The organism is Kitasatospora sp. NPDC001540 (assembly GCF_042894345.1).
GTDB lineage: Bacteria > Actinomycetota > Actinomycetes > Streptomycetales > Streptomycetaceae > Kitasatospora > Kitasatospora phosalacinea_C.
This window is the reverse complement of sequence record NZ_JBIAVO010000010.1, coordinates 1-22,316: the sequence shown is the minus strand read 5'-3', so window position 1 is coordinate 22,316 and position 22,316 is coordinate 1. Positions and strand designations below refer to the sequence as shown.

The window sequence follows — 22,316 nt, the reverse complement described above, 5'->3', positions numbered from 1 at the left end:
GTGCGGCGTCCCGGCGCCGCCGGCGCGGCGGCACGGGCCGGCTAGGCCTCGGCGTCCGCCGGGGCCCCGCTGAGCGCGTCACGCAGCGCCGCGCGGGAGGAGACGCCCAGCTTGGGGAACGCCCGGTACAGATGGGAGCTGACGGTGCGTGGGGAAAGCTTCACCCGCTCCCCGATCTCCTTGTTGGTCAGACCGCTCGCGGCGAGGTCGGCGATCCGGTGTTCCTGCCAGGTCAGCGCCCCCGGGTCCGTGCCGGACTTCTGCGCGGGCACCCCGCAGGCGCGCAGCTCGGCGAGCGCCCGTTCTACCCATGCCGCGGCGCCGAGCCGTTCGAAGGCTTCGACGGCCTGCCCCAGGAGCGGCCGTGCCGCCTTGGGCCTGCGACCGCGGCGCAGCCGGGCACCGTGGGCGAGACGGATGCGCGCCAGCTCGAAGGGGAAGTCGGCGCCGGGACGGGCTTCGGCGCGTTGGAACATCCTGGCGGCCTCGTCGTCGTCCTCGGCCGTCATGGCCAGCGCGCCGAAGGTGGTCAGGGCCAGGCGGGGCGAGATGTCCGGCAGGCCCGCCGTCCGCGCAGCCAGGGCGTGTTCGCGGGCCTGCCGGGCCCGGCCGGTGTGCAGGGCGGCCTCGACGAGGTCGAGCAGCGTGCGGGAGGCCTGATGCGCGCCGGGTTCGAACGTGCCGGGCCGGGTGATGCCGACCGCGCAGCGGTAGGCGGCCTCGTAGTTCCCCTCGCTCAGGGCGGCGGTGGTTCCCACCGCATCGGTGATCTGGGTGAGGAAGCCGATCCCACGGGGGCGGGCCCACTGGTCGACGACCGCCTGCAGTTCGCGGGCACGGCCCAGGTCGCCGCGCAGTGCCGCAAGGAGGGCCAGGTAGGCGCGGCTCTGGTGGGCGAAAAGACGGTGCCCGTGAGCCGTCGCCAGGTCCAGCACGCGCCGGCCGGTCCGCTCGGCCGCCTCCCACCGCCCCGAAGCCGTCTGGTCGAGCATGACCAGGTGCAGCATGGTCATGCCGTTCGCGGCGGCCCCTGAGCGCAGCTCCCGCTCCGCCGCGCGCGGAAGCCGGGAGCGGTACTGGCTGAGCGCGTCGACGTGGTAGGCGGCGACACCGAGCCGGGTGACGTCCCACGGATCCAGGTCCGGGTACGCGGAGCTCTCCCGTGCGATGCGCTCGCGGACCCCGGTTCCCCGGCGCACCACGTCGCTCCAGGCGTCCTGGTAGATCCGCGACTTCACGGGCAGCAGGTGGCCCAGGGAGTCCAGTAACGGGTGGGTGCGTTCCCACGCGTCGCCGCCGGCGTACTGGCTGATGGCCAGCAGGAGGTTCACCAGCCGGACCAGTTCCCCGTCCGGCCGCGCGGCACCGCTGTCACGGAGCCCCTCGACGGCCGCTGCCACCTGGCGGTGGGAGGAGTGCACGTCGCCGTCCTCGTACAGCGCGGTGTAGGCGGCCACCAGGACAGCGGTCGGCGACCCGGCCCCGCTCGGTGCCCGGTCGACGTCGACGAGACGCTGGGCCTGACCGAGCAGGCCGGCGTGTCCGGCGACGAACGCCGCGTCCCCGAGCCTGCGGGAGCGGTCCTCGAAGGCCCCGCTCAGTTCTGCCGCACGGCTCAGCCAGGTCACCGCCGCCGCCGCGCCGCCGCGCCGGGTCGCCGAGGCGGCGGCCCGCTCCAGCGCGACGGCGGCCTCTTCGTCCGGTCCCGCGGCAGCGGCGGCCAAGTGAACGGCACGCCGCTCGACATCGTCCCGGTGCACCCGCGCCAGGGCCGCATGGGCCGAGCGCCGCTCGTCGGGACCCGCCGCCCACACGACCGCCGACCGTACGAGCGGATGCCGGAAGACGGGCTCACCCGTCAGCGGATCCAGATCCAGCAAGCCTGCCGCCACGGCCTCGCCGACGTCCCGCATGCGGTAGCGCGCGGCGCGGACGCGGCCCGGGGCTCCGGTCTCCCCACCGTCCAGCGCCCCCCGCAGCAGTTCCCCCCGCAGCATCGGCGTCAGCGGCGCCAGACGCGCCCCGTACACCTGCCGGAAGCGGTCGGGGAGGGGAACGACGTCACAGTCGGAGGCCCCGGCAGCCCAACTGTCGCCCCTTCCGGCGAGGTAGGCGGGCAACTCCATGAGGGCAAGCGGATTGCCCTGGGCCTCATCGATGACCCGCTGCCGCACCACCGGGCCCAAGTGGGGATGGTGCGCGTCGATCAACTGCTCCGCAGCGTGTCCCGGCAGAGGCCGCACCGGCAGTTCGGGAAGGGCCGCCGAGTCGAAGCCGGACGTCCTCTCGGGACGCAACGCGACGAGGAGCTTCACCGTGGTACTGGCAAGGCGGCGGCCGACGAACCCGCAGATCTCGGCACTGGCCGGATCGAACCACTGGCCGTCGTCGAGTACCAGCAACAGGCGCGTCGACGAGGCCGCAACGACGATCAGGTCGAGGACCGCGGTCCCCAGGGTCATGACGGACGGAGCCTCTTCCCCGCTCTGCCCGAAGACCACGTCGAAGGCGACCCGGTGCGCCGCCTCCAGGCGCTCGGCGTACGGGAGCAGCGGGTACAGCAGTTGGTGCAGCCCGGCGAAGGGCAGCTGCGACTCCGCTTCGACGCCGACCGCCCTGACGACCCGGTACCCCGCACTCCCCGCCTGCCCGGAAGCGTGTTCGAGCAGGGCGCTCTTGCCCACACCCGTCTCGCCCCTGAGGACGAGGACCGCGCCCTCGGGCGAGGAGACGAACGAAGAGAGGACCGACTGCTCCAGTTCACGGCCCACGATGGGCGGCGCGGAAGACTCCATGGCGCTGACGCTTCCTTCCCGAACGGACCGGCTCGAGCCGGTGCTGTTGAGTGTCGGCCCACGCCCGGTGCTCCGCTCCGCGTCCGGGACGGTCCCGGGACCTGTGCTGCCCCGCGGACCCCGAGGGATCACCTGGGGCCGGGCGGAGGAACACGTCATCGGCCGGTGCCGCGAGTTGTCGCTCTCCGCGCTACCAATCTCCCAGCCGGACCGTTCACAGACCAGGCAGTTGAAAGGCAGTTCGACGGGCGGAGGCAAGCTCGCGTGGTGATCCTCGCCAGTCGTTCGTGGCAGGTGATCCGGCGGTAGCCGGTGAGCCGGCCCGTGGTCCGCTGGATCACCCACCGGTGGCGGTCCGGGGTCCGGCCCGACTCGACGCCCTGGCGGGGGGCGGTGGTGCAGGCCTCGTTCCGGGTCGTGTTTCCTCGGGGAGGCCCTGGACCAAGGGGATCAGTCCGTGCTGGTCGTGGACGGTGCCGGCCGAGACGTCGACGACGAGGGGCAGCCGTCCGCCGCGGCACGAACCGACCCGGGTCAGGGCAGCAGCTGTCCCCGCGCGGCGACCCAGAGCCGGTACCACTCCTCGTGCGTCAGGGCCGGGTCCCGGGAGACGGCGTCGCGGCAGGCGCGGATCCTCTCCGGTCGGCTGGTGCCGATCACCGGGACGATGCCGGCGGGGTGACGCCGCAGCCACCACAGCAGGACGGTCTCCGGGGTGGTTCCGTACTGCTCCGCCAGCTCCGCGACCAGGGCGGCGGCGGCCCGGTCGGCCTCCGTCCGCGGGTCGCCGGTGAAGCGCCCCTTCGCCAGCGGCCCCCAGGCCTGCAACTGGATGCCGCGCTCGGTGCAGTACTCCACCGTGCCGACGGGGAAACCGAGTTCGGCCCCCGCGACGGTGTTGACCAGCACCTCGGACTCCAGCCAGTCCCGCCGGTGCAGGCTCATCTCCAACTGGTTCGCCATCAGCGGCAGTTCCAACGGGCGCTGCAACCGGGCGATCTGCGGTGCGCTCATGTTCGAGACGCCGAACTGCCGCACCAGCCCCTGCCGGTGCAGCGAGGTGAGGGCCTCGGCCACGTCCTCCGGATCCGCGAGCGGGTCCGGCCGGTGCAGCAGCAGGGTGTCGAGGTGGTCGGTGCGCAGCCGGGTGAGGCTCTCCTCCACCCGCTGCACGATGCTGCTGCCGCGCAGGTCGTACCAGCCGATCCGGCCGTCCTCGGGCAGCCGGATGCCGCACTTCGTCTGCAGCGTGACCCGCCCGCGCAGCCCGGGGTCCCGGGCGAGCAGCTCGCCGAAGACGGCCTCGGCCTTGCCGTGCCGGTAGATGTCCGCGTGGTCGAAGACGGTGATGCCCGCCTCCAGGGCCGCCTCGACCGCCTGCCGGGCGTGGTCCACGTCGGCCGCGGTCCACGCCTCGCGGTCCCAGCCACCGCCCAGGCCCATGCAGCCGTAGACGACCCGACTCTCCGCCATGTCCTCACCCTTCGTTCCACGAACTCCGTCGCCGCCACCCCCAGCGGGCTCCACCATCATGCCTTTCACGGGACGCCGTACCGGCGGGGGCGGGCCGGGTCGGCGCCCCGCCGGGCGGCGGTGTTGCCGGGCAGCACGCTGTTGCGGATGCTCCAGGACCCGGACGGCGCCACCGCCGTCGCCGCGCGGCACAGGCAGCGGGACGTCATGGCCACCGGACGAGGCAGGCGGCGCCCATGTCCTCGGTGCCGGTCCGCCCTCACGCCGGCCGCACCCCCACCGCGCCGTCTCCGGCCGGTCGTGCACATCCGGGGCGGCCCGGTCGGTAGCTGCCGGGAGGACCCCACCAACGACCGCCTCGGAGAAATTCGGGAGGCTCGAAGCCCGAATCCACTCCCCTCCATTTTCAAGATATAGCGTCATCGGGGGCTTGCGGCAAGGCCCCCATGAGGGTGCAGAATCGACGCCTCAATCCCCTGACCTGCGAAAATGGGAGCCGAACATGCGCGTGGTACTGACGTCTTGGGGATCTCGGGGGGACATCGAGCCCCTGGCCGCCCTGGCGGCGGAGGTGCGGGCCCGCGGTGCGGAGGCGGTGGTGTGCGCGCCGCCGGACGAGGACTTCACGGCGCTGCTGGAGCGGGCCGGTGCGCAGGTGGTTCCGCTCGGTCCGACGGTGAAGTCGATCGTCGCCAATCCGAAGCCGCCCACCGGGCAGGACGCGTTCAAGCTCGCTCCGGCGCTGGTCGAGGCCCGTTTCGAGACGCTGGGCGCGGTGGCGGCGCGGGGGTGCGACGCCATCCTGGCGACGGGTTTGATGCCGGCCGGTGCGCGGGACGTCGCGGAGAAGCTGGGTGTCCCGTACGTGTTGGCCTGCTTCCACGTCTTCGGGCTTCCCTCGCGGCGTTTCCGGCCGGGGCGCCGCCCGGGGACGCCGTCCCCGGAGGGCGAGACCGACTACGAGGTGCTGTGGAAGCAGGACGCCGAGCGCGTGAACGAGTTGTACGGCGAGGCCGTCAACCGGGGGCGCGCGGCGATCGGGCTGCCGCCGGTGGACAACGTCCGCGACCACGTCTTCACCGAGCGTCCGTGGCTGGCTGCGGACCCGGTGCTGTGCCCGTCGGCCGGGATGACCGAGCTCGACCCGCTCCAGACCGGCGCGTGGATCCTGCCGGACACCCGGCCGCTGCCCGAGGGCCTGCAGGCGTTCCTGGACGCAGGCGAGCCGCCGGTGTACGTCGGCTTCGGGAGCATGGCGGCGTACGCGCCGAAGGACGCCGCGCGGGCGGCCGTCGGGGCGAGCCGCGCGCACGGGCGGCGGATCGTGATCGGCAGCGGCTGGGCCGGCCTGGACGCGGTGGACGACGGCGACGACTGCTTCGTGGTGGGCGAGGTCAACCAGCAGTCCCTGTTCCGCCGGGCGGCCGCCGTCGTCCACCACGGGGGCGCGGGCACGACCACCACGGCGACCCGGGCCGGAGCCCCGCAAGTGGTCGTGCCGCTGATCGCCGACCAGCCCTACTGGGCTTCCAGGATCGCCGAGTTGGGCATCGGAACGGCGCACACGGACCCCGCGCCGACGGTCGAATCGCTGACGGCGGCCCTGGAGACCGCACTGAGCCCGCAGGTACGGGAGCGGGCCGAAGCGGTCGCGGGCACGATCCGGACGGACGGCGCCTCGGTGGCCGCCGACCTCCTGCTCGACCTGGCCGCGGGCGTTCCAGTTGTCGTTCCGCGTCAGCCCTCGGCGTTGCCGTCGCTGTAGTCGTCGTAGAAGCCCCGCCCGGTCTTGACCCCGAGGTGGCCGGCCTCGACGTACTGCTTCAGCAGCTTCCGGGGGCCCTCGGGCAGACCGGGGCGCTCGGTGGCGTAGTGCTCCTCGATGTCGAGGACGACGTCCAGGCCGACCCGGTCCATCATCCGGAACGGGCCGGCGGGGGTGCCCATGTTGATCTCCCACATCCGGTCGACGTCCTGCGGGGTGGAGACGCCCTCGGCGACCACCTCCAGGGACTCGCGCTTGATGGCGGCCCAGATGCGGTTGAAGATGAAGCCGGTCGACTCCTTGTGCGCCTCGAACGGGAAGACGCCGTACTTGGGGAGCTCCTCCTTGAGGAAGGCGAGCACCGCCGGGTCGGTCCGCCCGTCCGACATCAGGTCGACGGCGTTCTGCACGGGGGGCATGTAGAAGTGCATGTTCACCACCCGCTCGGGGTGGCCGACCCGGTCGATGAACTGGCTGGTCGGGTAGGACGAGGAGTTGCTGGCGAGGATCGCGTCGGACTCGGCGGCGGCGTCCAGCTCGGCGAAGACGCTCTTCTTCAGTTCGAGCCGCTCGGGGACGGCCTCGACGATCAGCCATGCCCCGGACAGCGCCTCGGCGAGGTCGTCGGTCACCTCGACCCGCCCCGGCGTGCCGCCCTCGACGCGTCCGGCCACCTCGGCGAGGTGCTCCTCGACGTACGCCTTCGCCGCCTCGCCCGCGGGCTGCGACCTGTCGTGGATGCGGACCTCGCCGCCGCGGGTGGCGAACATCAGCGCGATGCGCCGCCCCAGGGTGCCGGCTCCGATGACGGCGACCGGCCGCTGTTCCACGTCCGTGGGAAGGGTGAAAGCCATCTGCTGCTCATCTCCTCTGGAGCACCACGCGCGGGTGGTGGCTCGTACGGTTGCCAACTGGTTCTCGGTGCGTGCGGAACGTGCTGGACGAGCCCGGCCGGGCCGGCTCCTGGACCGGGCTCGACGGCCGGGCCCGGGTCAGGCGCGCGGCAGCAGGCACAGGCCGGTGAGCGGCGCGCCCAGCGCGACGACCTCGCGCGGTGCGCGGTCGGCGGCCGGGCCGTCCGGCAGCGGGACCTCGCGGATGTGTCCGCCCAGGTCGGCGACGTAGGCCAGGCCCGCCCCGCCGTCGACGGCCAGGCCGATCGCCTCGGCGAAGCCGTCGGCCAGGATCTCGGGCGTGCCTCCGGCGGCGCCGGGTGCGGGCACGGGCGCCCGGTTGAGGGTGTTGCCGTGCGGGGCGGCGCCGCGGTCGGTCCAGTACAGCCAACCGCCGTCCACGTGCAGGTCGATGGGCTCGGGCAGGCCGCTCCACAGGACCTCGATGTCGGTGCGGTGCTCGGCGCTCCGGCCGTCGGGCAGCTCCAGGCCGGCCCGCAGGATGCGGCCCTGGCCGCCCTTGGCCGGGCCCTTCTGCGTCCAGTACAGGTACCCGCCGACCGGGTCGACGGCGACGCCGACGCACTCGCCCGGGATTCCCTCGGAGGCGGGCGTGACCACGAGGTCGGTGAGGCCGCTGCCGTCCGTGCGGACCCGGCTGACCCGGTGGCCCTCCCGGTCGCTCCAGTACAGCGTGCCGGCGCCGTCGGAGGTCAGCTGCTTGCCGGTCGTCATCGCGCCGTCCGCCACGACGTCGCGCCGGACGCCCTGCCCCGGGCTCCAGGCGTGGACGCCGCCGTTGCGGCGGGAGAAGTCGTAGCCGCCCTCGCCCGGGGTGCCGGGGTCCACCTCGGGGGCGCCCATGGTGGTCCAGTACACGGTGCCGGAGTCCACGACGATGCCGTCCGGCGCGGCGCCGGCGTCCTCGACCAGGGTCTCCACCCGGCCGTCCGGGATGCTCACCTTCAACACCCGCCCGGGGAACGGCTGGAGCGCCAGCAGGGACGGCGGCTCGGCCGCCGCGCCCACCGGTCCGGCCCCGGCCGTCCGGCCCTCGGTCCGTCCGGACCCGACGCCCTGTCCGGACCCGGCCCGGCCTCCCGTCCAGTCCAGCGGTGCCAGGGCGCCGCTGGTGCGCCGGTCGCGCAGGGCGACCAGCCGCCGGTAGGCCTGCTCGCCGGTGCCGTAGGCCTGTTCGACCGCGTCCAGGACCTCGCCGGTCCGCTCCGGGTCGGGTCGGCCGATCTCGAAGGACAGCTGCGAGCCGACGTGTTCCACCAGGTGGCGCATGCCGGCCGGCCCGCCGCCCAGGACACCGCTCTGGAACGGGCCGACGGTCGCCCAGCGCAGCCCGAGCGAGGCGCGGACCAGGTCGTCGAGGTCCGCCACGTCGATGACGCCCTGCTGCACCAGGTACGTCGCCTGGTCGTTGAAGACCTTCTGCAGGCGGTTGCCGACGAAGCCGGGGATCTCCTTCTTCAGCAGGATCGGGAGCTTGCCGAGCCCGCGGTACACGTCCATCGCCCGGTCGAGGGCGCGGGCGGAGGTCTGCGGTCCGGGCACCACCTCGACCAGCGGCATCAGCTCCGGCGGGTTGAACGGGTGGCCGATCACCAGCCGGTCGGCCGCCGCGTTGCCCTCCGCGATCACCGAGGGCAGCAGGGACGAGGAGGACGAGGCCAGCACCACGTCCTCGCGCGTGTGGGCGGCCAGTGCGGCGAACACCTGCTTCTTGACGTCGATCCGCTCCGGCCCGGCCTCCTGCACGAAGTCCGCCCCGTCCGCGGCCGCGGCCAGGTCCCCGGTCGCCGTCACCGCCAGGCCGGGCAGCTCGCGCGCCACCACCTCCGCGAGGTCCGGGCGCGGGTCGCTGACCCGGACCTCCCAGTCGGCCCCGGCGAACAGGCGCGCCCACGACATGCCGATGACACCGGCACCGACGATCGTCACGACCGCCATGAAAATCACCCCAGAGCAATCAGGAGAACCGGACAGCCCGCGGGTCCGAACCGCTGACGGGCACCACTGACGGGAGCCGCCGACGGGAACCGCTTCCGTCCCCGAGCTGTATACGAAGCAGTCCACACCCGTGAGGCCAGGTCTGTCCAATATATGATCCAGGCATGGTTGATATGGACAAAGATATCGCCCTCTCGCGGCGCCTCCTGGAGCAGTTTCTCGCCGTGGTCCGGGAAGGGCATTTCGGACGGGCCGCCGAGCAGCTCGGGATGAGCCAGCCGCCGCTCAGCCAGTCCATCCAGCGCCTGGAGCGGATGCTGGGCGTGCGCCTGCTGGACCGCGGCCCCGGTGGCGCGAGGCCGACCGCCGCCGGCGAGGTCTTCGCCGCCGACGCGCGGCGGCTGCTCGACCTGCAGACGGCTGCCGTCGCCCGGGTGCGCCGGGTGGCGGGCGGGAGCGAGGGCGACCTGCGGATCGGCTACGTCAGCCTGCTCAGCCACCTCCACCTGCCCGCGATGCTGCGCACCGTCGCCGAGGAGCTGCCGGGGCTCCGGGTGGAGTTGCACCACGGGTCGGCGGCCGCCGTCGCCGACCTGGTGCACACCGGGGCGCTCGACCTGGCCTTCGTGCGCGATCCGGCCCGGCTGCCCGCCGGTCTCGTCAGCACGGTGGTGGCGACCGAGCGCATCCGGGCGGCCGTTCCCGAGACCCACCGCCTCGCCGCGGCCGACGAGATCGACCTCGGGCAGCTGCGCGACGAGGACTTCGCGATGCCCGACCCGACGGCTCTGCCGGTCCTGGCCGAGCAGGTGCACCTCGCCTGCCACCGTGCGGGCTTCACACCCCGGGGTCTGGTCCTGGCCGACGAGCTGAGCGGCCTGTTCAGCTACGTCGCCGCCGGCCTGTGCGTGAGCCTGCTGCCCGAGGGCGTCCGGCACTTCTCCGCCGGCGGTGTCCGCCTCCTCGCGCTGCGCGGCGACGCCGGGCTCCTGGACACCACCGTCCAGGCCCTCCGCCGGCCCGACGCCGACCCGGCGGTGACCCGCCTCCTGGAGGCGGTCGCCGGTCGCCGGCCCTGAGCGCTCCGCCCCGCCGACGCCGCGCCCCGGGATCCCACCGACCGTCCGTCCCAGCCTGGTTGAGCATGCGGCCGCCTCGACCTGCTGGAGGTGGACCACGACGTCATGGGTCTCCGCGAGGCTGATCTGCGGGGCACTGCTCGGCCGGGGGCGGAGGGTGCCGGTGTTCTTGACGGCGTGCGGTGCGGCGAGCCGGCTGTGGGCCGGCGCCGGGGCGTTGCGCGGGTCGACGACGAAGTCGGTGGCGGACCTCGTCGAGGGTGTGCTCGGCGCTGCCGGGCTCCGCGGAACCCTGCGGAGCCCGGCGTTCAGGCGGCCGGGGCGCGGCCGAAGCGGGCGGCGCTGCCGTCGTCCAGGTCGTCCAGGAAGCCCGCCAGCACGTCGCCGACCTCGTGGAGGCAGCGGGCGGTGAACAGGAGGGGCTGGTAGCCGTCGATCCGGTAGGGGGTGGCGAGCATCGCGGGGACGTCCAGCACGCGCAGGCGCGGTCGCCGCAGGTGGCGCAGTTCGCCGTAGGAGGAGAGCAGGGCGGCGCCGTAGGCCTTGGGGACGCCGCCCTCGTCGAGGACGCCGTACTCCAGGGTGTACCAGTAGACGTCGCTGATCATCTGCAGCACGTCCGGGTCGTCGACGCGGGCGGCGGCCTTGCCGATCAGGCGGTAGAGGTCGGCGAAGGCCGGGTGGGAGAGGTGGATGCCGTGGCCGAGGACGTCGTGGAGGACGTCGGGCTCGGGGGTGTAGAGCGGCACGGCGGGGTGGCGGACGAACTGCACGGCGTGGAAGTAGCCGTCCGCCATCGAGCCGAGGAAGCGCTTGTTGGCGACCACGCCCCCCGCGAGGGTGAACTCGAAGCCCGTCCTCGCCCGCAGCGCCGCCCCGACCTCGCCGTGCTGCGGGATGCGGTCGGCGGGGATCGGGGCGTGCTCCCGGGCGGCCAGGACCGCGCGGCAGGCGTGCTCGCCCTGGGCCGCCCACAGCGCGCGGTGCACGGTGCGCCAGGTGCGCTGCTCGCTCGCGAGGTAGTCGACCGGCGGCGCGGGGTCGCCCACCCGGTGGCCGCGGGCCGCGGCGGCGACCGCCCGGCGGCGGCGCAGGTAGTGCGGGTCGCTGAGGCCGGGGTGCTCGGTCGCCGGGCCCAGTCGGCCGTCGGCCGTGACCGGCGTGCGTCCTGTCGTTCCGTTCACGAACCGCTTCTGTCCGGCCGTCGGCGATCCCACGCCTCCGCGGTGTCCTGCGAACGGGTGAAGCCGCGCCCTCGCCCGGGGGTGGTGAAGCGTGCTGCGGCGGTGCCCGTCGGTCCGGGACGAAGGTGCCGCCCGCGAGGGTCGCCAACGGCGTTCCGAGGGCGGCCGTCGGCGGCCGCCGGCGGCCACGGGGCGGGTCAGGCCGGGGCGTTCCGGGCCGGGTGGGGGGCCGCGGGTCCGCGGCGGGCGCGGGTGACGGCCAGGCCCGCGGCGACGGCGAGGGTGGTCGCGCCGAGCAGGCCGACGGCGTTCGCCAGGCCGTCGGTCGCCCCGGCGAGGCCGAGCAGGACGAGCGGGCAGACGAACTCGCCGAGGAAGAAGGCGGCGTTCCACAGGCCGGTGCCGCGGCCGCGGTCGGCGGGGGTGAGCAGGGCCATGGTGCGGGTGATCAGGGTGGGCAGGAGCAGGCCGGTGCCGAGGCAGTTGACGACGGCGCCGACGACCAGGACGGGGACGCTGTCGGCGAGGGCGACGAGGCCGAACCCGGCGGCGCAGAGGAGGAGGGTCGCCGGGAGCAGGCGTTCGGCGCGCTCGGTGAGGCGGGTGAAGGCGGCCGCGCCGAGGACGGTGGCGGCGCTGGCGGCCGCGGTGCACAGGCCGATGGTGGCGGGGGCGGTGGTGCCGAGGTCGTCCAGGAGGAAGGAGGTCTCGACGGGGACGGTGTAGAAGACGATCGCGCCGAAGAAGGTCAGCGCGCAGGGCGCCGACAGGCGGCGCAGCAGCGGGGCGCCGGGGCTCGCGGTGGGGGCGGCGGCGCGGTGGCGGTGGTGGGTCGGCCGGAGTACGGCGGCCAGGAGCGGGGCGAGGAGCAGGCCGACGGCGTAGGCCCAGAACGGGGCGCGCCAGCCCGCCGAGCCGGCGGCGCCGCCGAGGGCGAAGAAGGCGGTGGCGGAGAGGGCGGAGCACATGGCCTGCAGGGCGAGGTACTTCTCGCGCTGCCGACCGCTCCAGTAGTCGCCGATCAGGGTGGTGCAGCAGGTCATGACCGCGGATTCGGCGACGCCGACCAGGGCCCGGCTGGCGATGATCGCGGGCAGCGAGTCGAGCCAGAGCGGGGCGGTGCCGACGAGCGCGTACAGCACGGTGGCGGCCACCAGCAGGCGGTGGCGGCCGAGGCGGTCGATGATCGCGCCCGCGAACGGGGCGATCAGGGCCAGGGAGAGCGCGGGGACGGTCAGCGCCATCGGGGCGAGGGCGCTCGCCCCGGGGGTGGCGGCGAAGTGCTCCTGGAGCTTCGGCAGGACGGGGGCGATCAGCACGGCGCCGAGGATCGGCAGGCAGCTGCCCGCCATCAGCAGGACGACGGTCAGCCGGGGGCGGGCGAGCACCGGCGCCGCTGCCGGGGCGTCGGCGGGAAGGGCGTCGGCGGGAAGGGCGTCGGCGGGAAGGGCGTCCGGGGGAGGGGCGGCGGCGGGAGGGGACGCGGGCATGACGGCTCCGTTCGAGGGGGAGGCGGGCCGCGGTCGGCCGGGGTGGGGGCGCGCGGGGCGGCCCGCCCGGGACGGGGACGGCGGTGGGGGTGCCGGCGCGGGGCGTCGGGTCGACGGGCCGGGGTGGCTGCCATCTTGAGGGGGCGGTCGCGTCCAGGGGAATGGTCCGGCCGATCGATTGTGCGGATACCCGTCATCCGTCGGACGGATGACGCCGCGTCGGCACCGGCAGTTCGGCGCCGACGCGCGCCGCGGTCTCGCGCAGCCACTGGTGGGCGGCGTCCTGGGTGTGGACGGGGTGCCACCAGAGGGCTTCCACCAGCGGGACGGGGTCGAAGGGGCAGGGCAGCGTGCGGACGCCGCCGTGCGGGCCGATCCGGTCGGCGAGGCGTTCCTGGATCAGGGCGACCCGGCGGGTGCCCGCGACCATCGCGGGCAGCAGCTGGAAGGTCTCCACGGAGACCTCGACGCGCGGTTCGACGCCGAGCAGCGCGAGCTGGCGGGCCGCCGGGGCGTCGTGGGTGCGCTGGTAGACGGCCCAGGGGAGGCGGGCCAGGTCGGCCAGGGTGAGGGCGTCGCCGACCTCCGGGTGGTCGTCGGCGAGCAGGCAGACCCAGCGGTCGGTGTACAGGTCGAGGGAGGGGAAGCCGCTGATGACGCCGTGCGGCAGCAGCAGGCCGTCGGCGGTGCCGAGGAAGTCGCCGATCGAGTCGACCAGGGTCGGGCCGACCTGTCGGAAGCGCAGCCGGACGCCGGGAGCCTCGGCGTGCACGGCCCGGGCGAGCGGGGCGCCGAAGACGGCGGAGCCGTAGTCGGAGGAGAGCAGGGTGAACTCGCGCTCCGCGGTGGCCGGGTCGAAGGAGGCCTGGCAGGTGAAGACCCGCTCCAGCAGGTCGCAGGCCGGTCCGGTCATGGCGAGCAGCGCGGTGCCGAGCGGGGTGAGGGTGTAGCTGTTGCCCGCGCGGGAGAGCAGGTCGTCGTCGAAGTGCTTGCGCAGCCGGGCGAGGGCGGCGCTCATGGCGGGCTGGCTGAGCCCGACCCGCTGCCCCGCCCGGGTGACGTTGCGCTCCTCCAGCAGGGCGCGCAGCGCCGGGACCAGGTTGAGGTCGAGGGTCGCGAGGTTCATCGGGGCACCCGCATATCTGTCCGGTGGATGGTCGGTATCAACAGAATCGATTTCCATGATTGCCGCAGCGGGGCCACATTAGTCGCAACGCATCGAGAGGAAACCTCGTGGCAACACACGCGCAACCCTCCGGCCCCTTCGCCCTCGGCACCTTCGCCGACGGCGACGGCGCGCCGTTCCCCGGCCTGGTGGTCGACGGCCGGGTCCTGGACCTCCGCGGCCGCCCCGCGCTCGGCAGCCCCGCCACCACCCGCGACCTGCTGGAGCGCTGGGAGCAGGCGCTGCCCGTCCTGCACGACCTGGCGGCCCGGACGGACGGCGCCTGGCGCCCCGTCGAGGGACTGCGCACCCTCGCCCCGGTCGAGCCCCGGCAACTGCTGCAGTCCGGCGCCAACTACCGGCAGCACGTGATCGACCTGGCGATCGCGCACCGCCCCGCCGACGACGCCCGCCCCGTCGAGCAGGCCCGCGCCGAGATCGGCGCGATGATGGACCGCCGGGCCGCCGAGGACCAGCCGTACGTGTTCATCGGCCTGCCGTCCTCGATCACCGGCCCGTACGACGACGTGGTCCTCCCGCACTGGTGCACCAAGCCGGACTGGGAGTTGGAGCTCGCCGCCGTCATCGGCGCCCCCGCGTACCGGGTCACCCCCGAGCAGGCGCTCGGGCACGTCGCGGCGTACACCATCGCCAACGACCTGACCGCCCGCGAGCTGGTCTTCCGCCGGGACATGCCGGAGATCGGCACCGACTGGCTGCGCTGCAAGAACGCCCCCGGCTTCACCCCGCTCGGCCCCTACCTGGTGCCCGCCGGGTTCGTCGCGGACCCCGCCGACCTGCGGGTCACGCTGAAGCTGAACGGCGAGACCATGCAGGACGAGTCCACCGCCGACATGCTCTTCGACGTGGCGCGGATGGTCTCCTACGCCTCGCAGACCACCCGGCTGCTGCCCGGCGACCTGGTCCTCACCGGCAGCCCCGCCGGGAACGGCATGCACTGGGGCCGCTTCCTCGCCGACGGCGACGTCATGGACGGCACGATCACCGGCCTCGGCGCCCAACGCACCCGCTGCGTCCGGGAGTCCGCGTGAGCGCCCCGGACCGCACCGACCCCGAGGGCGCGATAGCCGCCGCCGCGAAGGCGTACTCCAACTGGGGCCGCTGGGGCGCCGACGACCGGCTCGGGACGCTCAATTTCCTGGACGGGGACAAGCGGCGGCAGGCCGCCGGGCTGATCCGGCAGGGCGTCAGCTTCTCGCTCGCCCAGCGCTTCGACATGAACGGCCCCCAGAAGGGCTGGCGGCGGCGCACCAACCCCGTGCACACCATGCTCGACACCGGCACCGACGCCGCCGCCGGGCTGCAGGGCTTCCCGCACGGCATCGGCGGCGCCGACGACGTGATCGCGATGCCGTTGCAGTGCTCCACCCAGTGGGACGGCCTCGGCCACATCTTCGACCACGGCAAGGCGTGGAACGGCCGCGACGCCGCCACCACCGTCACCTCCGAGGGCGACCTCGTCACCGGCATCGAGCACATGGCCCACCAGATCGCCGGCCGCGGCGTCCTGCTGGACGTCGGACGGGCGATCGGCGCCGACGGCGAACTGCCCGACGGCTTCGCGGTCACCGAGGAACACCTCGCCGCCACCATCGAGGCCCAGGGCCCGAGTTCGGCCGTCGGCCGCGGCGACATCGTCGTGGTCCGCACCGGGCAGCTCAGCCGGGTGCGGCGCGAGGGCTGGGGCGAGTACGCGGGCGGACCGGCCCCCGGCCTGTCCTTCACCACCGCCGGATGGCTGCACGGCAGCGAGATCGCCGCGATCGCCACCGACACCTGGGGCTTCGAAGTCCGCCCCAACGAGTTCGACCACGCCTTCCAGCCGCTGCACCAGGTCGCCATCCCCCACATCGGCCTGCTGATCGGCGAGATGTGGGACCCGGACGCCCTCGCCGCGCACTGCGCCGCCGACGGCACCTACGAGTTCTGGCTGACCGCCGCCCCGCTGCCGATCACCGGCGCGGTCGGCTCCCCGGTCAACCCGATCGCCGTCAAGTAGCCCCGGCGCGAGGCCCGTTCGGCCCGCGCCTGTCTCCTCCTGTCCGCCGCGCGACGAGGCGCGGCCCACCCGCCAGGGAGCAACCCCCATGACATCCACCAGTGTTCGATCCGTTCTGGTGATCGGCGGTGGTACCGCGGGCAACGGCCTGACGGTGCTGCTGCGCCGGGCCAAGATCGCCGTCGACCTGATCGAGGCCAAGCCCGACTGGAACGTCTCCGGTTCCGGAATCACCTTGCAGGGCAACGCACTTCGCGCTCTGCGCGAGATCGGCGTGTGGGAGCGGGTCCGGGAGTCGGGCTTCGCGTTCGACGAGGTCGGCCTCACCGCCCCTGACGGCACCGTGCTGCACGTCGCCCGCGACGCGCGCACCGGCGGTGAGGACCTGCCCGCGACGGTGGGCATGCAGCGTCCGTGGTTGCAGCGCGTCCTGATCGACGCGGTGAAGGCGTCCGGTGCGAACGTCCGCCTCGGCACCACCGTCACCGCGCTGCGAAGCGACGACGACGGGGTGGACGTCGAGTTCTCCGACGGTACGACGGGCCGCTACGACCTGGTGGTCGGTGCGGACGGCATCTCCTCCGCGACCCGCGCGATGATCGGGATCACCGAGCGCCCCGAACCGACCGGCATGGCGATCTGGCGGGCTCCCGCTCCGCGTCCGGCGGGGGTGGAGCGCACCGATCTGGCCTACGGCGGGCCCGCGTACATCGCCGGGTACTGCCCGACCGGGCCGGACACGGTCTACGCGTACCTGGTCGAGCCGAAGCGGGACCGTGCCGCCATCGACCCCGCCACCTACGCCGAGGAGATGCGGCGGCTGGCGGCCGGGTACGGCGGCCACTGGGAGCAGATAGCCGCCTCGATCACCGACCCCGGGCAGGTCAACTACACCTGGTTCGACCGGCACCTGGTCGAGGGCCCGTGGCACCGGGACCGGGTGGTGCTGGTGGGTGATGCCGCGCACGCCTGCCCGCCGACCCTGGCCCAGGGCGCCGCGATGTCCCTGGAGGACGTCCTGGTGCTGGCTGAACTCCTCACCGGGGAACAGGAGTTCAGCGAGCAGGTGCTGCTCGACTACCAGGCCCGCCGGCTGCCGCGGGTGCGGATGGTGGTGGAGAACTCCTGCCAGCTGGGCCGGTGGTTGATGGACGGCGTCCGCGACGCCGACGTGCCCGGCCTGATGGCCCGCACCACCGCCGTCCTCAAGGAGACTCCGTGACCACCGGCCCCGCCGTCGACGTCCACGCCCACCTGCTGCTGCCCGAGGTCGAAGCCCTCGTCGCCGGGCAGGTCGGCCTCGCCCACGCCAAGGCCCTGGACGCCCGCCGCAACGGTCCCAAGGCGCTGTCCGTCAACGGCCCGATGGTCGCCGCCCGCCTTCCGCTGCTCACCGACCCGGCCGCCCGGCTCGCCGCCATGGACGCCCAGGGGATCGACGTGCAGCTGGTCTCCCCGTCGCCCTCGCACTACCACTACTGGGCCGACGAGCAGACGGCGCGCAAGGTCTGGGAGGCGGCGAACACCGCCACCGCCGCGCACTGCGCCGCGGCCCCCGACCGGCTGCGCGGCCTGGGCCTGATCCCGCTCCAGCATCCGCACCTGGCCGTCGAAGCACTCGACCACGCCCTCGCCGCCGGACTGCTCGGCGTCGAACTCTCCAGCCACGCACCGGGGGTGGAGCTCTCCGACCCGTCCCTGGAGGCCTTCTGGGCCCGGGCCGCCGAGACCGGCGCGGTGCTGTTCCTGCACCCCTTCGGATGCACCCTCGACGAGCGCCTCGACCGCTGGTACCTGTCCAACACCGTCGGCCAGCCCACCGAGAACGCCGTCGCCCTCTCCCACCTGATCTTCTCCGGCGTCCTCGACCGCCACCCCGGCCTGAAGCTGATCGCCGCGCACGGCGGCGGCTACCTGCCCACCCACATCGGCCGCTCCGACCATGCCTGGCGCGCCCGCCCCGACGCCCGCGGCTGCGCGCACGAACCCAGCTCCTACCTGCGGCGGCTGTACTTCGACTCCCTCGTCCACGACCCTCACGTGCTAAGGGAGTTGGTCCGAGCGGCGGGCGCCGACCGGGTGCTGCTCGGCTCCGACTTCCCGTTCGACATGGGCACCGAGGACCCGCTCGCCTCACTCGCCGAGGCCGGTCTGCCGCCCGCCGACCACGCCGCCGTCCGCGGCGCCAACGCCATTGCCCTACTGGGCATTTGACCGAGGAGAACTCCCATGAACCGCCTGCTCACCCACCTGCGGCACGTCGACCTCGCCGTGCCCGACTTCGAGAAGCAGCTCGACTTCTACTCCGGCGTCTGGGGCCTGACCGAGACCGCCTCCGACAACGGGATCTCCTTCCTGGCCGCCGAGGGCTCCCCCGAGCAGTACGTGGTGCGCCTGCGCCGAGCCGAGGAGAAGCGCCTCGACCTGGTCTCCTACGGCGCCGCCACCCCCGCCGACGTCGACACCCTCGCCGAACAACTCCTCGCCGGGGGAGTGGAGCTGATCACCAGGCCGGGCGCCGTCGACACCCCCGGCGGCGGCTACGGCTTCCGCTTCTTCGACTGCGACGGCCGCACCATCGAGGTCTCCGCCGACGTCGCCGCCCGGCAGCACCGCCGGATCGAGGCCCAGGAGTCGATCCCCGTCCGGCTCTCCCACGTCGTCCTCAACTCGCCCGACCTGGACCGCACCCGTGCCTGGTACGAGCAGCACCTCGGCTTCCGGCTCTCCGACACGCTGTCCTCCCCGCACATGGGCGAGGTCATGCACTTCATGCGGATCAGCAACCAGCACCACTCGATGGCCCTCGCCAAGGGCCCGCACACCTCGCTGCACCACATCTCGTTCGAACTGCGCGGCCTGGACGAGTACATGTACGGCACCGGGCGGGTGCTGCGGGCGGGCGTCCGCAAGATCTGGGGCCCCGGCCGGCACCTGGCGGGCAACAACACCTTCTCCTACTTCCTCGACCCGCACGGCAACACGGTGGAGTACACCACCGAGCTGGAGTCCCTGGACGAGGACACCTGGCACCCGCACGTCTACGACTTCTCGCAGCCCGAGGTCACCGACCAGTGGGGCACCGCCAACCCGATGAGCGAGATCGTCGCCAGGGAGTCCTTCAACGACGTCGACCGCGGCGTCTTCGTCGCCCCGCCGGTCTGATCCGAGGAGGTACCCCCCATGCGCTTCGCCACCTACGAGCACCGGGGCCGCCGCCACTGCGGCGCGCTCGCCGACGACCGCCTGCACCCGCTGCCGGACGGCACCGAGCTGCTCGACCTGATCCGTTCCGGCGCCGAGGCCCTGCACGCCGCCGGCCGCACCGCCCTGGCCGGTCCGCCCGGCCCGGCCCTCGACGAGGTGCGGCTGCTACCGCCCCTCCAGCCGCCCACCGTCCGCGACTTCGTCGCCTTCGAGGAGCACGTCGAAGGCGTCCGCAAGAGCGTCAACGGCGTCGCCGGCGTCCCCGAACAGTGGTACGCCGCACCGACGTTCTACTTCGGCAACCCCTACGCGGTGATCGGCGCCCACGACGACGTGCCCGTGCCGCCCGGCTCGCAGGCCCTCGACTTCGAACTGGAGGTCGCCGCCGTCATCGGCCGCGAGGGCAGCGACCTGACGCCGAAGCAGGCCCGCGACCACATCATCGGCTACACGATCTTCAACGACTGGTCGGCCCGCGACCTGCAGTCCGCCGAGATGCAGGTCGGCCTGGGCCCCTGCAAGGGCAAGGACACCGCCACCACCCTCGGCCCCTGGCTGGTCACCGCCGACGAACTCGAACCCCACCGGGACGAGGACGGCTTCCTGCACCTGGCGCTCACCGCTAGCGTCAACGGCATGGTGGTGGGCACCGACCTGCTCTCCAACATGGGCTGGACCTTCGAGGACCTGGTCGCCTACGCCTCCCGCGGCACCGTCGTCCGCCCCGGCGACGTGCTCGGCTCCGGCACCATGGGCAACGGCGGCTGCCTCGCCGAACTCTGGGGCCTCAACGGCGCCCAGCAGCCCGCGCCGCTGAAGGCCGGCGACACCGTCACCCTCACCGTCGAAGGCATCGGATCGACCGCCAACACGGTCGTCCCCGGTGCCGCACCGCGGCCGGTCCCCGCCGCCCGCCCGCGCCCCCGGACCCGCCCGTGACCGGGGAAGGACGACTGGCCGGGAAGGTCGTCGTCATCACCGGCGCCGCCCAGGGCCAGGGCGCGGCCGAGGCCCGGACGCTGGCCGCGGAGGGCGCCGTCGTGGTCGCCACCGACGCCCGGCCCGCCCCCGGCTGCCGGGTCCTCGACGTCACCGACCCGGACGCCTGGGCCGCACTCGCCGCCGACCTGCGCGCCGAACACGGCGCCGTGCACGGACTGGTCAACAACGCGGGCGTCACCTGGCGGGCCCGGCTCGGCGAGGTCACCGCCGCCGACTTCGCCCGCGTCCACGCCGTCAACGCCACCGGCCCGCTGCTGGGCACGCAGCACCTCGCCCCGCTGATGCCGCCCGGCGCCTCGATCGTCAACGTCGGATCCGCGGCCGCCCTCACCGCGCACTACCCGGTCGCCTACACCGCCAGCAAGTGGGCGCTGCGCGGCCTCGCCAAGGCCGCCTGCCTCGAACTCGGGCCGCTCGGGATCCGGGTCAACACGATCCACCCCGGCTTCATCGAGACCGAGATGACCGCCACCGCCCCGCCCGCGTTCCGCGAGGCCAACCTGCGCGAGACCCCGCTGGGCCGCACCGGCACCGTCGAGGAGGTCACCGGGCTGGTGGTCTTCCTGCTCTCCGACGAGGCCTCCTTCATCACCGGCGCCGAGATCCCCGTCGACGGCGGCTACACCGCGCACGGCGGAGCCAAGTCGGTCTCCGACGCGATCCGAGCCTGAACTCACGCTTCTATCAAGGAAGGTGCGCATGGACAAAGTCACTCCCACCGCGGCCGCGGCGGTCGCCGACCTCCCCGACGGGGCGTCAGTGGCCGTCGGCGGCTTCGGACTCAGCGGCATCCCCTCCACCCTGATCCGCGCCCTGCACGAGCAGGGCGCGAGCGGGCTGCGGGTGGTCTCCAACAACTGCGGCGTCGACGGCGCGGGCCTGGGCCTGCTGCTGTCCGCCGGACGCATCGCCCGCGTCACCGGCTCGTACGTCGGCGAGAACAAGGAGTTCGCCCGGCAGTACCTCGGCGGGGAGCTGGAGGTGGAGCTGGTGCCGCAGGGCACCCTCGCCGAGCGGCTGCGGGCGGGCGGCTGCGGCATCCCCGCCTTCTACACCCCGGCCGGGGTCGGCACCCAGGTCGCCGACGGCGGCCTGCCCTGGCGCTACGCGGCGGACGGCTCGGTCGCGCTGGCCTCGCCGCCCAAGGAGCAACGCGCCTTCGACGGAAGGGAGTTCGTCCTCGAGCGCGGCATCACCACCGACTACGCCCTGGTCCGGGCCGCCCGAGGCGACCGGCACGGCAACCTGGTCTTCCACCGCGCCGCCCGCAACTTCAACCCGCTGGCCGCGATGGCGGGCCGGATCACGGTCGCCGAGGTGGAGGAACTCGTCGAGCCGGGTGAGCTTGACCCGGACCAGGTCCACCTGCCCGGCGTGTTCGTCCGACGCGTCGTCGCGCTCACCCCCGCCCAGGCCGCCGACAAGGCGATCGAGAAGAGGACGGTGCGTCCCTGATGCCCTGGACCCGCCCGCAGATGGCCGCCCGCGCCGCCCGCGAACTCACCCCCGGCAGCTACGTCAACCTCGGCATCGGCCTGCCCACCCTGATCCCCGACCACCTGCCGCCCGGCGTCGACGTCGTCCTGCAGTCCGAGAACGGCATCCTCGGCACCGGGCCCTACCCGGCCGAGCAGGACGTCGACCCGGACTTGATCAACGCCGGGAAGGAGACCGTCACCGTCCTCGCGGGCGCGTCGTTCTTCGACTCCGCGCTCTCCTTCGGCATGATCCGCGGCGGCCACATTGACACCGCCGTGCTCGGCGCGATGCAGGTCTCCGCGCGCGGCGACCTCGCCAACTGGATGATCCCCGGCGCGGTGGTCAAGGGCATGGGCGGCGCGATGGACCTCGTCCACGGCGCCCGCCGCGTCATCGCCCTGACCGAGCACACCGCCAAGGACGGCACCCCCAAGATCGTCGACACCTGCACCCTGCCGCTCACCGGCCGGGCCTGCGTCCACCGGATCGTCACCGACCTCGCCGTGCTGGACGTCACCCCCGAGGGTCTGGCCCTGGTCGAGACCGCGCCGGGCGTCACCACCGGGGAGGTCCTGGCCGCGACCGGCGCGCCCGTCCTGGTCCGGACCTGAGCGGGACCCGCGCGCGACGGCCCCTCCCGGAAGTCACCGGGAGGGGCCTGCGGTCGTGCGGCGGCGGGTCAGGAGGTGGGCATCAGGACGGTGTCGACAATGTAGACGGTGGCGTTGGCGGTCTGGACGTTGCCGCACAGGACCTTGGAGTTGCCGTTGACGGTGAAGTCGGGCTGGGCGCCGGTGACGGTGAG

At 74.0% G+C, this 22,316-nt stretch carries 20 protein-coding genes; 11 read left to right on the top strand and 9 right to left on the bottom strand.

What is annotated here, in order from left to right; genetic code table 11:
- Positions 1 to 41: 41 nt before the first annotated feature.
- The 3 genes from ACFY00_RS14655 to ACFY00_RS14645 all read right to left on the bottom strand — a co-directional run bounded on the left by ACFY00_RS14655 (position 42) and on the right by ACFY00_RS14645 (position 4,483).
- Positions 42 to 2,795 carry an AAA family ATPase gene (locus ACFY00_RS14655; RefSeq protein ID WP_388031155.1) on the bottom strand — a complete coding sequence of 918 codons (2,754 nt, stop codon included), beginning with the start codon at positions 2,793 to 2,795 and terminating at the stop codon, positions 42 to 44.
- Between the two features lie 534 nt (positions 2,796 to 3,329).
- The gene (locus ACFY00_RS14650) at positions 3,330 to 4,268 is read right to left on the bottom strand and encodes an aldo/keto reductase family oxidoreductase (protein ID WP_388031152.1); all 939 of its coding nucleotides are present in this window, start codon (positions 4,266 to 4,268) and stop codon (positions 3,330 to 3,332) included.
- 65 nt (positions 4,269 to 4,333) lie between these two features.
- Complete coding sequence (locus ACFY00_RS14645; protein WP_388031149.1) at positions 4,334 to 4,483, bottom strand: hypothetical protein; 150 nt, start codon at positions 4,481 to 4,483, stop codon at positions 4,334 to 4,336.
- Positions 4,484 to 4,770: 287 nt separating this feature from the next.
- Between ACFY00_RS14645 and ACFY00_RS14640 the strand changes: the two genes are divergently transcribed.
- The gene (locus ACFY00_RS14640; RefSeq protein ID WP_388031147.1) at positions 4,771 to 6,033 is read left to right on the top strand and encodes a glycosyltransferase; all 1,263 of its coding nucleotides are present in this window, start codon (positions 4,771 to 4,773) and stop codon (positions 6,031 to 6,033) included.
- On the opposite strand, the gene ACFY00_RS14635 is transcribed toward ACFY00_RS14640, so the two are convergent.
- Complete coding sequence (locus ACFY00_RS14635; RefSeq protein ID WP_388031144.1) at positions 6,006 to 6,887, bottom strand: 3-hydroxyacyl-CoA dehydrogenase family protein; 882 nt, start codon at positions 6,885 to 6,887, stop codon at positions 6,006 to 6,008. The two genes, ACFY00_RS14640 and ACFY00_RS14635, sit on opposite strands and share 28 nt — an antisense overlap.
- Positions 6,888 to 7,025: 138 nt before the next feature.
- Positions 7,026 to 8,876, bottom strand: a complete 1,851-nt coding sequence (locus ACFY00_RS14630) for a 3-hydroxyacyl-CoA dehydrogenase NAD-binding domain-containing protein (RefSeq protein WP_388031141.1) — start codon at positions 8,874 to 8,876, stop codon at positions 7,026 to 7,028.
- 173 nt (positions 8,877 to 9,049) lie between these two features.
- On the opposite strand from ACFY00_RS14630, the gene ACFY00_RS14625 reads away from it, so the two are divergent.
- Complete coding sequence (locus tag ACFY00_RS14625; protein ID WP_388031138.1) at positions 9,050 to 9,964, top strand: LysR family transcriptional regulator; 915 nt, start codon at positions 9,050 to 9,052, stop codon at positions 9,962 to 9,964.
- A 308-nt stretch (positions 9,965 to 10,272) separates the two neighbouring features.
- On the opposite strand, the gene ACFY00_RS14620 is transcribed toward ACFY00_RS14625, so the two are convergent.
- The 3 genes from ACFY00_RS14620 to ACFY00_RS14610 form a co-directional block, all read right to left on the bottom strand.
- Positions 10,273 to 11,148 carry a phenylalanine 4-monooxygenase gene (locus ACFY00_RS14620; RefSeq protein WP_388031135.1) on the bottom strand — a complete coding sequence of 292 codons (876 nt, stop codon included), beginning with the start codon at positions 11,146 to 11,148 and terminating at the stop codon, positions 10,273 to 10,275.
- Positions 11,149 to 11,345: 197 nt separating this feature from the next.
- Positions 11,346 to 12,638: an MFS transporter gene (locus ACFY00_RS14615; RefSeq protein WP_388031132.1), complete on the bottom strand. Its 1,293-nt coding sequence runs from the start codon at positions 12,636 to 12,638 to the stop codon at positions 11,346 to 11,348.
- A gap of 193 nt (positions 12,639 to 12,831) precedes the next feature.
- A complete protein-coding gene (locus ACFY00_RS14610; protein WP_388031129.1) occupies positions 12,832 to 13,764 on the bottom strand; it encodes a LysR family transcriptional regulator in 933 nt (310 codons plus the stop codon).
- A gap of 107 nt (positions 13,765 to 13,871) precedes the next feature.
- Between ACFY00_RS14610 and ACFY00_RS14605 the strand changes: the two genes are divergently transcribed.
- The 9 genes from ACFY00_RS14605 to ACFY00_RS14565 all read left to right on the top strand — a co-directional run bounded on the left by ACFY00_RS14605 (position 13,872) and on the right by ACFY00_RS14565 (position 22,122).
- Entirely contained in the window at positions 13,872 to 14,855 is a 984-nt protein-coding gene (locus tag ACFY00_RS14605) for a fumarylacetoacetate hydrolase family protein (protein WP_388031127.1), read from the top strand.
- On the top strand, positions 14,852 to 15,823 hold the full coding sequence (locus ACFY00_RS14600; RefSeq protein WP_388031126.1) for a cyclase family protein: 972 nt from the start codon (positions 14,852 to 14,854) through the stop codon (positions 15,821 to 15,823). The genes ACFY00_RS14605 and ACFY00_RS14600 overlap by 4 nt, the downstream gene beginning before the upstream one ends.
- A gap of 88 nt (positions 15,824 to 15,911) precedes the next feature.
- Positions 15,912 to 17,045: an FAD-dependent oxidoreductase gene (locus ACFY00_RS14595; protein ID WP_388031123.1), complete on the top strand. Its 1,134-nt coding sequence runs from the start codon at positions 15,912 to 15,914 to the stop codon at positions 17,043 to 17,045.
- Positions 17,042 to 18,037: an amidohydrolase family protein gene (locus ACFY00_RS14590; RefSeq protein WP_388031122.1), complete on the top strand. Its 996-nt coding sequence runs from the start codon at positions 17,042 to 17,044 to the stop codon at positions 18,035 to 18,037. The genes ACFY00_RS14595 and ACFY00_RS14590 overlap by 4 nt, the downstream gene beginning before the upstream one ends.
- Before the next feature lie 15 nt (positions 18,038 to 18,052).
- Positions 18,053 to 18,988 carry a VOC family protein gene (locus tag ACFY00_RS14585; RefSeq protein ID WP_388031120.1) on the top strand — a complete coding sequence of 312 codons (936 nt, stop codon included), beginning with the start codon at positions 18,053 to 18,055 and terminating at the stop codon, positions 18,986 to 18,988.
- Positions 18,989 to 19,006: 18 nt separating this feature from the next.
- Positions 19,007 to 19,969 carry a fumarylacetoacetate hydrolase family protein gene (locus tag ACFY00_RS14580; RefSeq protein ID WP_388031117.1) on the top strand — a complete coding sequence of 321 codons (963 nt, stop codon included), beginning with the start codon at positions 19,007 to 19,009 and terminating at the stop codon, positions 19,967 to 19,969.
- A complete protein-coding gene (locus ACFY00_RS14575) occupies positions 19,966 to 20,703 on the top strand; it encodes an SDR family NAD(P)-dependent oxidoreductase (RefSeq protein ID WP_388031115.1) in 738 nt (245 codons plus the stop codon). Before ACFY00_RS14580 ends, ACFY00_RS14575 begins: the two co-directional genes overlap by 4 nt.
- A gap of 28 nt (positions 20,704 to 20,731) precedes the next feature.
- A complete protein-coding gene (locus ACFY00_RS14570) occupies positions 20,732 to 21,487 on the top strand; it encodes a CoA transferase subunit A (protein WP_388031112.1) in 756 nt (251 codons plus the stop codon).
- Positions 21,487 to 22,122, top strand: a complete 636-nt coding sequence (locus ACFY00_RS14565; protein ID WP_388031111.1) for a 3-oxoacid CoA-transferase subunit B — start codon at positions 21,487 to 21,489, stop codon at positions 22,120 to 22,122. Before ACFY00_RS14570 ends, ACFY00_RS14565 begins: the two co-directional genes overlap by 1 nt.
- 68 nt (positions 22,123 to 22,190) lie before the next feature.
- Here ACFY00_RS14565 and ACFY00_RS14560 read toward each other — a convergent pair.
- On the bottom strand, positions 22,191 to 22,316 hold a 126-nt coding region (locus ACFY00_RS14560; RefSeq protein ID WP_388031438.1), incomplete at its 5' end, for a fasciclin domain-containing protein.